The organism is Pseudolysinimonas sp. (assembly GCF_049651805.1).
GTDB lineage: Bacteria > Actinomycetota > Actinomycetes > Actinomycetales > Microbacteriaceae > Pseudolysinimonas_A.
The window spans coordinates 38,996-54,583 of sequence record NZ_JBASCU010000008.1 but is presented as its reverse complement, the minus strand read 5'-3'; the positions used below and the strand labels follow the sequence as shown (position 1 = coordinate 54,583).

The window sequence follows — 15,588 nt, the reverse complement described above, 5'->3', positions numbered from 1 at the left end:
TCAGCGCGAGTTTCGTCAAGCGCTCCAGGCGAGTCACAGCGCGCGAAGTCGTCGTCGATCTCCGGATGCTCGCCACTCGGTGATTCTGCTCTAGAGAAACGGCGATCTCGCGTATTGCTGTACCGCGAATCGCGTCCTACCGTGAGCACGCTGTGTAAGGCAGAGGAAGCAGCGCTCCGTGGCATGGACAGCGGGCGCAAACGCAGCACCCGACAGATGCAACACACGACAAAGGAGTCAGTATGTTGATTTCACGCAACGGCAGAGGTCATTTGGGTCTGCGCGCGCGCACTCTCATAGCCGGCGCAGCGACGGTGGTTCTCTTGACGGCGTGCTCAGCGCCGGACGGCGACTCGGGCACGTCGCCCGATGAGGAGACTTTCACGATCGGTATCGCGGCGGCCAAGGTTGCCAACCCTGCCGCCAACCTCACGTACGCCGGGATCAAGGCTGAGGCCGAGCGTCTTGGGATGGAGGTCCGGATCCTCGACTCGAACCTCGACATCAACAAGCAAGTCTCCGACATCGATCAGCTGACGGCCTCCGGTGCCGACGCGATCTTCGTCCACCTCGTCGGTGATCCCAACGCCGTCAGGTCGGCGCTCCAGCGAGCAGCCGACGCTGGTGTGCTGGTCAACGGGATCGACGGGCTCCCGACGTTGGAGAACGTCAGCGTGATCGCCGACCAGAGTTCGGTGATCATGGCAACGCAGGCCGTCGAATGGGTCGGCGAGCAGTTGGGGGGCGAGGGGCAGGTCGCCTGCACCGGCAGCATCCCCATCCCCGTTCTGGAGATCCGGGTCGCGACCTGCGAGGAGGTCTTCAGGGAGCAGTTCCCGAACATCACCGTCGTGCCTCGGGTCGACGCTCTGCCCGACGACGCGGGCGGCGGCCGGACTGTCGGGGAGCAGCTTCTGGTCAAGTACCCTGACCTCGACGCGATCCTGAGCGTGACCGACATCATCGGCGCTGGCACCGCAGCGGCGGTCAACGCGGCCGATCGAGACGTGCTTACCACCGGTCTGGGAGCATCCCCCGAAAGCGTCAATTCCGTGAAGGCTGGCGCCATGTCGATGGTTCTTGACCCGAAGAGTCAGGAGATCGGTGCTGCCGCCGTGCAGCAGGTCTACGACATCCTCACGGGCAAGACCGCGATTCCGTCCGAGACGATCGTTGTGGACTCGGAACCCGATCTCTACACCAAGGCGAACATCGGTGAGTGGATCGACCCGACCACGATCGTCGGAGTCGTCAGCTAGTCCGCTTGTGCGGCTGCCAGGTGCACTCCACGTCCTGGCAGCCGCCCCTCGTCGACGAAGCCATGAACATGATAAATAGACATCAACCGAACCCGTCCGCCTTGCCGCCACTTGCCCTCGATGCCTCCGGCGTCGCAAAGTCCTTCGGTGGTATCCACGCGCTCCGCGACGCGAGGCTTGCCGTGCGTCGAGGTGAGGTCCATGCCCTTCTCGGAGAGAACGGCTCGGGCAAGTCGACCCTGTCCAACATCGTTGCTGGTCGCCTCCATGCGGACGAAGGCACGTTGCTCAAAGACGGTGTTCCGTTGCGAGTGAGCCGGCCGAGCGATGCATGGAAGCACGGCATCGCCCTGGTTGCTCAGGATGTCCAGTTGAACAAGCACACGACCGTGGCGGAGAACATGGCCATGGGTCGTTGGCCAGGGACGCCGTTCCGGATCGCGCGAAAACAGATGAACGATCTGTGCCGCGCGACACTCGACCTCATCGGAGCCGACATCGATCCTCGACGGACCGCGGGCGAGCTCCGTACGGACCAGGCCCAGCTCGTGAATATCGCGCGAGGGCTCCTCTCCAACCCGGACCTGCTCCTGCTCGATGAGCCGACGACAGCGTTGAACGTCACGCAGTCGAGGCGGGTCTTCGACCATCTGCGGCACCTCAAGAGCACGGGAGTGGGAATCGTCCTGGTTTCCCACCGCATGGCTGAAGTGTTCGACCTGTGCGATCGCGCCTCCGTCTTGCGCGACGGGGTACATCGAAGAACCGTTGACATCGGCTCCACCAGCGAGTCCGAGCTGATCCGCCTTATGGTCGGCCGGGACCTGCTGGAGTGGAAGTCCAGTGGTCGCGGCCGCGGCGGGAATGTCCTCGAGGTCGAGGGCTTGAATCGGGGCATTCTGCGAAACGTATCGTTCGAGGTCCGCGCTGGCGAGGTGCTCGGCGTAGGTGGGCTTGCCGGGTCGGGCCGGAGCGCGCTCGCTCGGACGCTCGCGGGCCTCCGTCCCGGGGGCACGGGATCAGTCCGCGTGCGCGGCGAGGCGGTCGCGTTGTCGACCCCTCTGGACAGTCTCCGGTCTGGCATTGCCCTCCTGCCTGAGGACCGAAAGCGAAGCGCGATCATCGCCTCGAAGTCTGTCTTGGACAACATCACACTGGGCCGCCTCTTCGAGCTCGGCCCGCTCTCGGTTATTCGCAAGTCGCGAGAACAGGCCCTTGCACATGAGAAGGCGGATTCACTACGTATCCGCGCCAGCTCCCTGGACGTCCTGGTCCTGTCGTTGTCCGGAGGGAACCAGCAAAAGGTGGCCTTCGCGAAGTGCCTGATGTCCAACCCCAAGGTCCTGATCCTTGATGAACCCACGCAGGGGATCGATGTCGGCGCCAAGCGCGAGATCTACGAGATCATCGACGATCTCGCGAAAGCCGGCGTCGCGATCATCGTCATCAGTTCGGACATGCCCGAGCTGCTCGCCGTCAGCGATCGAATCGTCGCGATGCGTCGTGGCCAGATCGTCGGCGAACTCCAGCGCCACGAGGCCTCCGAGGAGTCTCTGCTCCACCTCATCATAGAAAAGGAGGGGCCGCGTGAGCCTCAAGAAGTCACCGGCTGAACAAGGTCACGACGAATCTGCCGTCAGGCAGCCGCCGCGGGAGCTCGAACGAGGGCCGTGGAAAGGGATGGGTCGTCGGCTAACGACCGCCTTGGGTTCATCAGGCGGCATCCTTCTGGCCGCGATTGCCCTCACTATCTTCTTCTCGCTGACACAGCCGTCCTTTCTCACCAGCGAGAACGCATCGGGCATCCTGCGCACGACCACGGCCCTCCTGATTGCGGCCCTCGGAATGACGTTTGTGATGATCGCTGGAGCCTTCGATCTCTCAGTGGGGTCGATGTCCGCACTTGCGGGCGTCATTCTGGTCATGGCCCTCAGTGCGGGCCTTCCTGCACCGCTCGCGATACTCGCCACTCTCGTCGCGTGCTCGCTGATCGCGCTGATCGCCAACGGGCTGCCGATCGGGTTCCTGGCATTCAACTTCTTCGTCGTCACACTCGCGACGCTGTCGATTTTCCGTGGCGCCGCCCTGCTGATCTCCAACGGTCAGTCGGCGGATACATCGAGCTGGCCCCTCGTGCAGTACCTCGGCGACGGAAAGCTGGGCCCGGTCCCCGTGCCGATCGCCGTGGTCGTTGTCGTGTACGTCCTCGGATTCGCTGTGTTGAAGTGGTCGAGGTTCGGTCGGATGGTCTTCGCGGTCGGAGGCAATCCCGAGGCCGCGTGGCTGGCGGGAATCGATGTGCGACGGGTCCGAGCAGGTGTCTTCGCACTGAGCGGCGGCCTGGCGGCGCTGGCAGGGGTTCTCCTGGTCGGGCGGCTCACATCGTCCCAGCCCGTTACCGGCGGCATCGGGCTCGAACTCGCGGCCGCATCCGCGGTGCTACTTGGCGGAACGTCTTTCGCGGGGGGGTCGGGAAGTGTCTGGGGCACCGCCGTCGGGTGCATCTTTATCGGGGTCCTTCAGAACGGCCTGACGCTCTCCGGCGTGCCCACCTTCTGGCAAGCGGTTGCGACCGGCGCGATTCTGTTCCTGGCACTGACGTTCGAGCGATTCCGCGGACGGCTCGCCCGTGGGCTGAAGGCCTGAGAGCGCTAGAAGTGGGCCGCCCTTCTCAGGGTTCTAGAACCGCGATCGTCACGGGTGCGGCTTCCGGCATCGGCCGAGGGATCGCTCATCGCCTGGGCCGCGACGGGTGGTCGCTGGTACTCGCGGATCTGGAGGTCGACGGCTTGGCCACGGTCGCTCGAGAGCTCGCCGATCTAGGTGCGCCGGCGTGCACCGTCGTGGTCGGTGACCAGTCCGATCCAAAGGTCGCTGAGAGGACGGCTGATGCGGCGGTTCGCGATCACGGCGGTCTGGATGGCGTCGTATGCAACGCGGGCGTCGGTGTGACCGGGATGCTCGACGAGATCGACGCAGCGGATTGGGTCCGGGCATTTCGGGTCAATGTCGATACGGCGTTTCTGTTAACCCGCGAATCCTTGCGCGTCATGAAGCGGGCGAAGCGCGGGGGATCGATCGTCTTCATCGCGAGCAAGAGCGCATTCGGCCCCAGCGCAGGGTTTGGCGCGTATTCGGCGTCGAAGGCAGCGATGGTGCAGCTGATGCGTGTTGCAGCGCTTGAGGGCGGGCCTCACCAGATTCGCGTCAACGCTATCAATCCGGGTGCGGTCTTCGCGGGCTCGAGAGTGTGGGAGCAGGGCGTCCGTGAGGCACGGGCGGCGGCGCTCGGCGTGAATCCACAGGCGCTGGAATCCTTCTATGCCGACAGAACTGCACTCGGGCGCAGCGTGAGACCCGAGGATGTCGCTGCCTCGGTCGCCTTTCTCCTTTCTGCCGACAGCGCCCTGGTGACTGGCGGAGTGATCAATGTCGATGGCGGTGTCGCGGCGGCCTTCCCGCGCTGAGGAAGAGGAGGGGGCGACGAAAGGCAAGAGCATTCCGCAAGGAAGAATCGTCGTCCTCACTCATTGCTTTCAGCGGAACATGTTTGTAGCTTTCAAGTAGGAGCGACGCTCACGGTCGAGCGCGCCAGACAGCGGAAGGGCTCCCTTCTCATGGATCCAGATCTCGAGGAGCTTGCGGCGATCATCGAACTCGTTGAGGGCATGGAATTCACCGAGTTCCGGTTCGAGAAGGGCGAGATGAAGCTCGCGATAAGTCGCGGACATTTGTTGTCCGATTCAGCGGAGTCCCCCAGGCCGCACGCGGTCCCGGACACCGTCGAGCGGCAGGTCTCGACACCACCCGCAGCCTCACAACCCGCGCAACCCGACCGAGGACCCTCGCCCGGAAAGGTGCACGTGACAGCTCCGATGCTCGGCGCCTTCTACCGGTCGCCCAAACCGGGCGAACCTCCATTCGTCGAGGTGGGCGCCATCGTCGCGGCGGGAGATCTGCTCTGCATCATCGAGGTCATGAAACTGATGTCGTCGGTCGTCGCCGAAGTGGCCGGAGAGATCACGGCCGTCCTCGCGAGAGATGGTGAGCTGGTCGAGTTCGAGCAACCGCTCTTCGAGATCCGTCCGCTGCCATGACAGTCCGGATCTTTGTCGCCAACCGCGGCGAAATCGCGGTACGGATCATCGAGGCGTGCGAGCGGCTGGGTTTCGAAACGGTCTTGGGAGTCTCGACTGCAGACCGGAAGACCTTGGCAGCAAGACGCGCGGGTCGAGTCGTCACGTTAGGTGGTCCTCGCCCGGGTGACAGCTATCTGGCGATGGAGACAGTTGTACAAGCGGCGGTGTCGACCGATTGCACCGCAGTCCATCCCGGATACGGCTTTCTCTCCGAGCGGCCCGCGTTCGCGCAACTTTGTGCAGAGAACGGCCTGACCTTCATTGGTCCCGCGCCCGCGGCGTTGGAAGCGCTTGGCGACAAACTGAGGGCTCGTGCCCTCGCCATATCGGTGGGCGTCCCGGTCTCGGCAGGCGGCACAGCAGACGGTCTTCCCCAGGTGAACGCCCTCGCCGAGCAGATCGGGTACCCGGTTCTCATCAAGGCGGCCCATGGCGGCGGCGGGCGGGGAATGAAACGCGTCGATCACGAATCCGACCTCGCTCAAGCATGGGATCTGGCTTCGTCCGAAGCCCAGTCGGCGTTCGGCGACGGAACCGTCTTCTTGGAACGATTCGTCAGCGACGCCAAGCACGTCGAGGTGCAGATATTGGGGGACCGCCACGGCAACCGCGTTCACCTTGGTGAGCGGGAGTGCTCGGTGCAGTTCAGCTACCAGAAGGTCGTAGAGGAAGCTCCCTGCGCCGCGCTCTCGGCGGCCACCCGAGCAATCCTGCATGACAGCGCGCTTCGCATCGCAGAAGAACTGGACTATGTCGGTCTCGGCACGGTCGAGTTTCTTTACGACGTAGATCGCGAGGAGGTGAGCTTCCTGGAGGTCAATCCCCGTGTGCAAGTCGAACATCCGGTCACCGAGATGGTCACAGGGATCGACCTGGTCCGAGAACAGATCCTCGTCGCGCTCGGAGCGCCGCTGTCGTTCACCCAGGCCGACGTGCGGCTCAGCGGGCACGCCATTGAGTGCCGGGTTACGGCACAGGATCCTGATCGGGCTCTCGCCCCGTCCCCAGGGGTCGTTGAAACGTGGCGGCCACCCGTTCGCGCCGGGCTTCGGCTCGACTCGCACGTCTATCAGGGCTACGTCTTTCCACCCTTCTACGACGCGCTGATGGGCAAGCTCATCGCCTGGGGACCTGATAGGGCGTCGGCGATCCAACTGATGAGTGAAGGGCTCGACGAGTTCGGGGTGGGTGGTCTGACCACGTCGCTAGAGCTGCTCAAGCGAATCATCGCCCACGCCGACTATCGGGGAAACAGCGTCACGACTAACTGGCTGGACGGCTTGATCGCGCAAGGGGCGACGCACTGATGGCTGAGATCGAACTCGTAGACGTCTCCCTGCGGGATGGAAACCAGAGCCTCTGGGGAGCTACTGGAGTTACCACGCGAATGATCGAAGGTGCCGTTCCCCTCTTGGATGAGGTGGGCTACCGAGCGCTCGAACTGATGAGCAGCACGATGCTCGCGGTCGCTGTGCGCTTTCACAAGGAAGACCCGTGGGAACGCATCCGCGTCGCGCGCGAACGCGCACCGCGAACGAAGCTCGGGTTTCTCACCACGGGCAAGCGCTTCATCACGTTCCATCGCACGCCGGATGCCGTCTTCGAGCTGGCGTTCGAACTGCTCGCTCGGAACGGCATCAGGCGACTGTGGGTCATCGACCCGATGCACGACATGGATGGGGCCAAACGGACGGCCAATCTTGCCAAGCGAGTCGGCTTCGACGAGGTGATCGGTGGCATCTGCTACACCACCAGTCCGGTGCACACGGACGAGTACTTCGCCGCGAAGATCGCCGAACTCGATGGCTGTGCCGATATCGACAGTGTCTACCTCAAGGACCCGGCCGGCCTCCTGACGCCGGACCGGGCGAAGGCGCTCATTCCCTTGCTGCAGGGCAGCCTCGCGTCGACGCGTCTCGATGAGATCCATTCGCACAGCACGACAGGGCTCTCGCCGCTGACCGTGTTGGATGCGGCGGACCTCGGCATCCGGACGATCCACTGCGCACTGCCTCCGCTCGCCAACGGCAGCTCGCACCCGGAGGCGCAACGATTGGTGGCGAACCTTCGCGCCAGAGGTCACACCGTCAACGTCGACCTCGAAGCCATGGCCAGAGCGTCCGCCTACCTGCAGCGTCAGGCGAGGATCCGGCGGCTTCCCGTTGGTATCCCGAACGAGTACGACGAAAGCTACTACCGGCACACCATCCCGGGCGGCGTGCAGTCGACCCTCGCGCGGCAACTGAAGGAGTTGCGCCGTCCGGACCTGTTCGACCAGGTCATCGAGGAGTCGGTCCAGGTGCGTGCAGACCTCGGCTGGCCGATCGTGATGACCCCGTTTGCCCAATACATCGTCACCCAGGCCACCCTCAACGTCCTGTCGGGGGAGCGCTACAAGCAGATCTCCGACGAGGTGATCGACCTACTTCGCGGCGACTTCGGGGAGTTGCCCGGCCCGATTGACCCGGCTCTGATGGACCGCGCCATGGATACCAACCGTGGGAGAAAGCCGATCAACGACGGAGGGGACATCACCATCGCAGAACTGCGCAAGCGACTCGGGGCGAGCCTCAGCGACGAGGAGCTGCTGTTGCGCGCAGTGATGCCAGCCGAACAGGTCGACGGAATGATCCAGGCTCGCGGTCGCTCGGCGGCCTCCTCGCTCAAGGACCTGTTAGCGACTCTCGATGAGCGGCCGTCGATCACGTCGTTCTCTGTCACACGTGGTGACACCTCGGTTCGGCTCGAGCGCAAAGCGCCGGCGGGAGACCTGACGTGACCGGCAAGCCTCTCGCGACTACCACGGCGTGGGTCATCGACGTTGATGGTTGCCTGATGCGAACGGCGAGGGCGGGTGGCGCCGGCGGCGAACCCTTCCCGATGGCCGCGGAGTTGCTGTCGGCGCTGAAGGCCGCCGGTCAGCGCATCCTGGTGTGCACCAACGCCTCGCAACGCACGCCCGCTCAGTACGCATCACATCTCCGGTCTGTCGGTCTCGAGATCTCCGACGATCAGGTCGTCACCGCCGGTAGCGCCGCCGCCGACTACATCGCGGCGCATCATCCGACGTCAAGGGTGCTGGCGATCGGTGCGGAAGGGCTGGTGGATCCCCTTCGGGCACGCGGCCTCGCGGTCGTCACCACTGCAGACGGCGGGCCCGCGGGCGTCGTGGTGGTCGGAGCGGCCGACGAATACCTCGCTTCAGACATCAACGCCGGCTGCATTGCGGTCGAGTCAGGAGCGTCGCTCTACACAACCGTCGACACGCCTTGGTTCCACGGCGGGATCCAGAAGTCAGTCGCGGTGTCGGCGGCGATTGCTCATGCGATCGGGTGGACGACGGGCGTCACCCCTCAGGTCCTCGGCAAGCCGTCGCCGGCCCTCGCCGAGACCTTGCTCCGCCGTCTCGACAGCCAACCCCAGACCATCGCGGTGGTCGGCGACGCCACCGTCGAGATCGAGCTGGCACGCCTGATGGGCGCTCAAAGCGTCCTCGTGTTGAGCGGTGCGACCTCGGCCGCCCAATTCGATGCCCTGGTCGGCCGAAGTCGCCCCGATCTTGCCGTGGCAGACGTGTCAGAGCTCTTCCGCATTCTCTTCGGCGCATTCCCACCCATCCATTCGCCATACGACAAAGGAGTCACAGCATGAGTTCACAGTCCGATCGTTTTCCGTTCTTCAATGAGGCGGAGGTCCCTGCCGGCGGCGAAGGTTGGGAATCGATGTTTCCCTACTTCCTCGTGCCCAGCGAGGAGACCCGAGACGACGAGAACGCGCGGTTCTGGTTCGCCGACACCATGCACTGGTCGCGAGGCGCCCATCCGTTCGACAGCATCGGCGCGGAGGCCGTCTACCTCGGCGCGGGGCAGAACAGCACGCGAATCTTCGTCTTGCCGGTGTCTCTCGGCCTCGATGTCCGCATCGTCAACGGCTACGTGTACATCTCGCCGATCGCGGTGGAGGACCCCGAGACGATTCAGGCTCGCGTTGCCCACTTTCAGGAACGAGCCGGTTACTACTACGCGAACTGGGATGACCTCTACAGCAAGTGGAAAGCCAAGATGGATGCGGCGATCGAGTCGCTTCGCGGCATCTCCTTTCCGCCGCTCGGCGAGCTGGACCCGATCGAGGTGGTCACCGAAGCGCGCGGCCGTTCCACGTCCTGGAACATCATCGAGAACTACCACCGTTTGATCGATGAGTTCTTCGTCGTCTGGCAGTACCACTTCGAGTTCCTCAACCTCGGCTACGGGGGCTACATCACCTTCTTCCAGTTCTGCAAGGAAGCGTTCCCTCAGATCAGCGAGCAGAGCATCTCGCGCATGGTTGCGGGCGTCGAGGTGCTGGCGTTCCGGCCCGACGACGAGCTCCGTGCCCTGGCCGCGCTCGCCAATGAGCTCGGGCTGACCGCCGCAATCAGTGCCGGACATGCACCCGACATGCTCGTCGCTGAGCTTGCGAAGACCAACGAGGGGCGGGCTTGGATCGAGGCCTTCGACAAGGCAAAGGATCCCTGGTTCAACTACTTCGCGGAGTACGGATTCACTCACGACCAAGAGACGTGGGCCAGTGACCTGAGCATTCCGCTGCAGGGCATCGCCCGCTATGCGACGAAACTCGCTGCCGGCGAGGGCATCGCACGTCCTGTCGAACGGCTGCGTGCAGAGCGGGATGCGATCGTGGACGAGTATCGGGCGCTGCTGACCGACGGTGAAGCGAAGCAGTTCGATGAGTTACTGGGGCTCGCGCGCACCGTCTTCCCGTACATCGAGGAACACAACATCTACGTCGAGCACTGGGCGCACAACGTGTTCTGGCAGAAGACGTGGGAGCTCGCAGACTTCCTTCTCGCGGCCGGCTTCACGCAGACGCGCGACGACATGTTCTACATGAACCGGTTCGAACTCGACGCCGTCCTCTTTGACGTCGTCGAATCTTGGGCCATCGGCGTCCCCGCCCGAGGGGTGAAGCGCTGGGGGGCCGAGATCGCCAAGCGTCGGGTAATCGTCGACGCCCTCCAGAGCGCCAGTGCACCGCCGGCGTACGGTATCCCGCCGAAGCAGGTCACCGACCCGTTCGCCATCATGAACTACGGGGTCACGACGGAGCGGGTCGCCGATTGGCTCGGCGCGACGACGGGCTCGTCATCCACCATGAACGGCATCCCCGGTTCGATCGGAATCGTCGAGGGTCGCGTTCGCGTGCTGAGGAGCGAAAAGGACCTGTCCCTACTCGAGCCTGGCGAGATCTTGGTCGCTCCGATCACCGCGCCCTCGTGGGCCGCCGCCTTCGCGGTGGCGACGGGAGTCATCACCGACATCGGAGGCATGATGAGCCACGCCGCGATCGTGTGCCGGGAGTACGGCATCCCGGCGGTCGTAGGCACGGGCTTCGCCACCGCCCGGCTGACGACGGGGCAGCGCGTGCGCATAGACGGCAAGGCCGGCACCGTCGAGCTGCTCGACGATACCGATGTCGCAACGCACGCCGGTACCACGACCAGCTAGGAGCCGGCGAGATGTATACGACAGAGCTGGCTGACGAGGCGTGCAGAGACGTACGTGAAGTGGGCGGTAAAGCGCTGGGATTGGCGGAGATGGTGGCCGACGAGCTCCCGGTCTCACCGGCCTTCACAGTGGTAGCCGCCGCATATCGAGCCTTCTTGGCGCAGGGCGACCTGCGCGCCCAACTCGACGGCATCCTGGGAAACATCGCGAAGCCCGGCGACGGGGCCGCCTACGACAAGGCCGAGCGAGACATCCTGGCCGTCCTCGGGCAAACGCCTCTCCCGAGCGACGTCGCCGACCAGGTCCGAACGAGCTACGAGAAGCTGTGCCGGGACACCGGTGTGCCCGACGTTGCTGTCGCCGTTCGCTCGAGCGCGACCGCGGAAGACTCGGTCGCCACGAGTTTCGCAGGCGAGTTCGAGACATGGGTGGACATCGTCGGCACAGCTGACGTGCTCGAGCACGTTCGTAAGTGCTACCTGAGTGTGTTTTCGAGTCGCGTTCTCTCCTACGTCGCGATGAAGGAGATCGACCCGTACTCGATCGAGATGGCTGTTGTGATTCAGAAGACGGTGCGCGCCCGCGCCGCAGGGGTCATGTTCACCATCAGCCCCACCAGCGGAGATCGGTCCAAGATCGTGCTCGAGGCGAACTGGGGTCTCGGACTCTCGGTCGTCGGAGGGGAGGTCACGCCGGACCGCTATGTCGTGGAAAAGGTCGGGCTGGTCGTTGCCGAACGCATCATGGGTGACAAGCGTGTCGAGTATCGACGCGGTGATGCCCTCGTCGAGGTTCCGGAAGATCGGCGCGACGCATTCTGTCTCACGGACGCCGAAGTCCTTGCGTTGGCGAGATTTGGAAAGCGCCTGGAAAGACTTCACGGGGGCGCTCAGGACATCGAGTTTGCCGTTGACGAGGAGCTGCCCGACGGCAGCAACCTGGTTCTACTCCAGTGCCGTCCGGAGACGGTGTGGTCGAACGCGCGTCGCGGCCCCGTCTTTGACCCGGGCGGCAGCGTGATGTCGTGGATATCCGGGAGCATCACCGGAACGAATGGGGGAACGTATGGCGCGGTTGATGCCACGCACACGTCATCAACACACTGAACGGACAGCGGCTCACGTGTCCCGCGGATTCATGAGGGGCAAGGAGCTCGCTTGTGTCCGATGAGTACTGGGACGAAGACCTGGACACCAAGCCCTGGGTCGAGGTACTGGCGTGGCAGCGCACACAATTGGCGAGTTTCGTCACGCGACTGGCGGAGCGCTCACCGTTCTTTGCTGATCGGCTCGAGGGGGTGCAGGTCTCTGGGGACTTCGATGCGAATGAATGGGCCGAGATTCCGTACACGACGAAGGACGATCTGCGGGCCGGTCAAGGAGGCGAAGCAAGTGACAACCTGCTCGGCTTTTTGCAGTGCGTCGACAACTCCGAAGTCGTCCAGGTGCTGGCGTCGTCAGGTACGACGGGACGGCCGGTCTACTTTGGGCTGACCGATGGCGATCGGGCGGCGTGGGCAGACAGCATCGCCAACATGTTCTACACCGCAGGTATCCGGCCTTCGAGCGTCGTTGCGCTGACGACGGGCATGCCTCTCGTGGCTGGCGGGACTCCGTACGCGGACGCGGTTCGACGAATCGGCGCGACTCTTGTCTGGGTGGGCGGTCAAACGATGGCCCGCACGGTTTCGATCGTCGCAGACCTCAAGGTCGACACTCTGATCGGAACGGCATCGTTTGCCACGTTCTTCGCCGAACGGTGCGAAGCGGTGACCGGACGGCCCGCCAGCGATCTGGCGATTCGAACAGTGATCGGCGGCGGCGAGCCCGGAATGGGGCAGGAGGCCATACGGTCGCGGATTCGTGACGCTTGGAACGCCGAGCGGGTCAGCGAAGTGATGGGGCTCGGTGATGTGATGTCCGGCTTGTGGGGCGAATGCTCTGAGGGCAACGGGATGCATTTCACGGCCAGCAGGAATGTCTATGTCGAACTGATCGACCCTGAGAGCGGAGAGCTCGTGGACTGGACTGCAGGTGCGTCCGGAGAAGCGGTCTACACACCGTTTACGCGCGAGGCAAGTCCAACACTCCGGTTCCGCTCGCGCGACCACCTTCAAGTCATGGCTGTGAGCTGCCGGTGCGGCCGTACGGCTCCGGTAGTGCGCTGTGTCGGCCGCACAGATGACATGTTGATCTTCAAAGCGATGAACGTCTTTCCGAGTGCGATCAGGGACATCGTCATGGAAGGGTTTGCGTCGCAGATCGCTGGACCGCTCCGCGTTCGCAAAGACCGCATCGATCAAGTCCGATTCGACGACCCTATCCCGCTCGAGGTGGAGTTGCCCGACGGGATCTCGCCGACAGACGCGGGCGACCTCGGCTGGCGGATGGAGGAGGCGGTTCGGGAGCGGCTTCGCGTTCGCGTTGCCGTCGAGCTGCTGGAACGAGGAGCGATACCAGTCGGCGAGTACAAGAACGCACTCACCTATGTGCGGGAGCGATCGTGACGGGCAGTCGCCGGGCGATCGACGCGGATGAGCTCGTGGCGTTCGACATGCACGTGCACATCGAATCCGATGGGTATGGCAACTCAGACATGCCGCAGCACTTTCGCGAGGCGGCCCAGGCGCATTTCGGAGCGAGCCATGAACCGGTCTCCGTTGCCGACGTGGCTGAGTATTACAGAGACAGGAAGATGGCGGCTGTGGTGTTCACCGTCGACCACGAGTTGACGACCGGTCACCCCCCTTTGTCGAACCGGCTGATCGCCGAACAGGCGGCCGAGTACACCGACATCCTCGTCCCGTTCGGCAGCCTCGACCCCGCCCGCGGAGACCAGGCTGTGCGAGAAGCCCGCATTCTTGTTGAGGACTATGGAATCAAGGGATTCAAGTTCCATCCCAACTTGCAAGGGTTCCTTCCGAACAGCCCCGCGGCCTACCCCCTGTACGCGGAAATCCAAGACCTCGGTGTGCCAGCACTCTTCCATGTGGGCCAGTGCGGGATCGGGGCGGGAATGCGTGGATCCGCTGGCATCCGCCTCAAGTACTCCCACCCCCTCGCTATCGACGATGTCGCGGTCGACTTTCCCGACCTGAAGATCGTCATGGCGCACCCGGCGTTTCCCTGGCAGGACGAAGCACTCGCAGTAGCTTCGCGACACTCCAACGTCTTCATCGACCTTTCCGGCTGGTCGCCGAAGTACTTTCCCCCGAACCTCGTCCAATACGCCAACACCATTCTGCGTGAGAAAGTCCTCTTCGGTTCAGACTTTCCACTCCTGCCACCCGACCGCTGGATCGCCGACTTCGAGGGATTGCCCATCAAGCCGGAAGTGCGGCCTCTCATCATGAAACGGAACGCGGCCACTCTGTTGGGCCTCCCACAGACCCGGTAGTCGACCCTGTTCCCCACCACCCTGTCCGCTCACCCGTAATGAGGTACCACGATGACCATCGCCCTGGATGTCCGCAGCCGCACAACCCTTCTCGACGTCATCGCGCAGCGCAGTGTCGTGCGCGATGCCGCGGCCGTGGTCGCCGGAACTGCCTTGGTGAGCATCGCCGCTCAGTGGGCAATTCCGCTCCTGCCGGTCCCGATCACCGGACAGACGTTCGCCGTTCTGTTCGTCGGAGCGACGCTCGGCGCCGTGCGTTCGGTGATCTCGATGTCGCTCTACGTCGTGCTCGGCACCCTCGGACTGCCGGTCTTCGCCGCTGCCGGCCACGGCTCGCCGATCGGGGCGCCGTCAGGCGGGTTCTTGTTCGGCTTCGTTCTTGCTTCCGGACTCGTCGGGTGGCTGGCACAGCGCTCCTGGGACCGAAAGGTTCCGACCACGTTCCTGGCGTTCGCGGCCGGAACGCTCGTGATCTACGCCTTCGGATTGCCGTGGCTCTACGTGGTGCTGAGTGGTTGGACTTCGGAGACCCTCGTCTCAGTATTCGGAACCAGTAACGTGCTAGCCGCAACGGTGCAAGGCGGGCTACTTCCCTTCATGATCGGTGATGTGTTCAAGGCCATCCTTGCGGCGCTGCTCCTGCCCGGGTTCTGGGCGCTGGCCAAGCGCTGGCGCTGATGCGCACACTACTCATCGGGCCACCCGGGTCGGGAAAGGGGACGCAGGGATCGCTCTTGTCCGTTGCGCTAGGAGTTCCAACGATTTCTACAGGGGACCTCTTCCGAGAGCATGTCCGCCAAGGTACTGCTCTCGGTCGTGAGGTCGAGAAGGTCCTGGCGGATGGTGGCTACGTTCCGGACGACATCACCAACTCAATGATCGAGGGCCGCCTGGCAGCGGCAGACACGGAACAGGGCTTCATCCTTGACGGCTATCCGCGCACGAGGGGTCAGGTCGAGGAATTGGACGGTGTACTCGCGAGCAGGGCATTGCGACTGGACGCCGTGGTGAACCTGTCGGTCGCCGCAGACGAACTCGAAGCCCGCCTGACGCTCCGCGGATCGCGCGGCGGCCGTGCTGACGACAGAGTCGGGGCGATTCGGGGGCGGATCGCTATTTATGAAGAGGTGACCGTTCCCCTTCTCGACATCTACCGCGAGCGCGGCATCGTGATCGATGCAGACGGACGAGGCGACCCCACGGCCGTGGCGGCAGGGCTCGTGCGGACGCTCCGCAACCTGACGGCCACCAGCGCTGAGCCCCGCAAGGCGGGCGGAAGCCGCTGAG

General features: G+C 64.0%; 15 protein-coding genes. 14 read left to right on the top strand and 1 reads right to left on the bottom strand.

Going from position 1 to position 15,588, the window contains the following annotated elements:
• Positions 1 to 314: 314 nt before the first annotated feature.
• The 4 genes from WBL06_RS01290 to WBL06_RS01275 are packed head-to-tail and all read left to right on the top strand — an operon-like array spanning position 315 to position 4,726.
• Positions 315 to 1,259, top strand: coding sequence for a sugar ABC transporter substrate-binding protein (locus WBL06_RS01290; RefSeq protein WP_424454159.1), 945 nt, complete (start codon positions 315 to 317; stop codon positions 1,257 to 1,259).
• A gap of 20 nt (positions 1,260 to 1,279) precedes the next feature.
• Positions 1,280 to 2,872, top strand: coding sequence for a sugar ABC transporter ATP-binding protein (locus WBL06_RS01285; RefSeq protein ID WP_424454158.1), 1,593 nt, complete (start codon positions 1,280 to 1,282; stop codon positions 2,870 to 2,872).
• Positions 2,847 to 3,905, top strand: coding sequence for an ABC transporter permease (locus WBL06_RS01280; RefSeq protein WP_424454157.1), 1,059 nt, complete (start codon positions 2,847 to 2,849; stop codon positions 3,903 to 3,905). The genes WBL06_RS01285 and WBL06_RS01280 overlap by 26 nt, the downstream gene beginning before the upstream one ends.
• Positions 3,906 to 3,916: 11 nt before the next feature.
• Positions 3,917 to 4,726 carry an SDR family oxidoreductase gene (locus WBL06_RS01275; RefSeq protein WP_424454156.1) on the top strand — a complete coding sequence of 270 codons (810 nt, stop codon included), beginning with the start codon at positions 3,917 to 3,919 and terminating at the stop codon, positions 4,724 to 4,726.
• Positions 4,727 to 4,795: 69 nt separating this feature from the next.
• Here the strand turns inward: WBL06_RS01275 and WBL06_RS01270 are convergent, their stop codons facing one another.
• A complete protein-coding gene (locus WBL06_RS01270) occupies positions 4,796 to 4,990 on the bottom strand; it encodes a hypothetical protein (protein ID WP_424454213.1) in 195 nt (64 codons plus the stop codon).
• On the opposite strand from WBL06_RS01270, the gene WBL06_RS01265 reads away from it, so the two are divergent.
• The 10 genes from WBL06_RS01265 to WBL06_RS01220 all read left to right on the top strand — a co-directional run bounded on the left by WBL06_RS01265 (position 4,928) and on the right by WBL06_RS01220 (position 15,587).
• A complete protein-coding gene (locus WBL06_RS01265; RefSeq protein WP_424454212.1) occupies positions 4,928 to 5,356 on the top strand; it encodes an acetyl-CoA carboxylase biotin carboxyl carrier protein in 429 nt (142 codons plus the stop codon). The genes WBL06_RS01270 and WBL06_RS01265 overlap by 63 nt on opposite strands.
• Positions 5,353 to 6,705, top strand: a complete 1,353-nt coding sequence (locus WBL06_RS01260; protein ID WP_424454155.1) for an acetyl-CoA carboxylase biotin carboxylase subunit — start codon at positions 5,353 to 5,355, stop codon at positions 6,703 to 6,705. Before WBL06_RS01265 ends, WBL06_RS01260 begins: the two co-directional genes overlap by 4 nt.
• Before the next feature lie 356 nt (positions 6,706 to 7,061).
• Positions 7,062 to 8,177: a pyruvate/oxaloacetate carboxyltransferase gene (locus tag WBL06_RS01255; RefSeq protein WP_424454154.1), complete on the top strand. Its 1,116-nt coding sequence runs from the start codon at positions 7,062 to 7,064 to the stop codon at positions 8,175 to 8,177.
• On the top strand, positions 8,174 to 9,049 hold the full coding sequence (locus tag WBL06_RS01250) for an HAD-IIA family hydrolase (RefSeq protein WP_424454153.1): 876 nt from the start codon (positions 8,174 to 8,176) through the stop codon (positions 9,047 to 9,049). The genes WBL06_RS01255 and WBL06_RS01250 overlap by 4 nt, the downstream gene beginning before the upstream one ends.
• On the top strand, positions 9,046 to 10,905 hold the full coding sequence (locus WBL06_RS01245; RefSeq protein ID WP_424454152.1) for a PEP-utilizing enzyme: 1,860 nt from the start codon (positions 9,046 to 9,048) through the stop codon (positions 10,903 to 10,905). The genes WBL06_RS01250 and WBL06_RS01245 overlap by 4 nt, the downstream gene beginning before the upstream one ends.
• A gap of 11 nt (positions 10,906 to 10,916) precedes the next feature.
• A complete protein-coding gene (locus WBL06_RS01240; RefSeq protein WP_424454151.1) occupies positions 10,917 to 12,011 on the top strand; it encodes a PEP/pyruvate-binding domain-containing protein in 1,095 nt (364 codons plus the stop codon).
• Between the two features lie 53 nt (positions 12,012 to 12,064).
• On the top strand, positions 12,065 to 13,411 hold the full coding sequence (locus tag WBL06_RS01235) for a phenylacetate--CoA ligase family protein (RefSeq protein ID WP_424454150.1): 1,347 nt from the start codon (positions 12,065 to 12,067) through the stop codon (positions 13,409 to 13,411).
• A 47-nt stretch (positions 13,412 to 13,458) separates the two neighbouring features.
• Positions 13,459 to 14,301 (top strand): amidohydrolase family protein, encoded by an 843-nt coding sequence (locus WBL06_RS01230; protein WP_424454211.1) that lies wholly within the window; start codon positions 13,459 to 13,461, stop codon positions 14,299 to 14,301.
• Positions 14,302 to 14,352: 51 nt separating this feature from the next.
• A complete protein-coding gene (locus WBL06_RS01225) occupies positions 14,353 to 14,979 on the top strand; it encodes a biotin transporter BioY (protein WP_424454149.1) in 627 nt (208 codons plus the stop codon).
• Positions 14,979 to 15,587 (top strand): adenylate kinase, encoded by a 609-nt coding sequence (locus WBL06_RS01220; protein WP_424454148.1) that lies wholly within the window; start codon positions 14,979 to 14,981, stop codon positions 15,585 to 15,587. The genes WBL06_RS01225 and WBL06_RS01220 overlap by 1 nt, the downstream gene beginning before the upstream one ends.
• The last annotated feature ends 1 nt before the right edge of the window (position 15,588 follow it).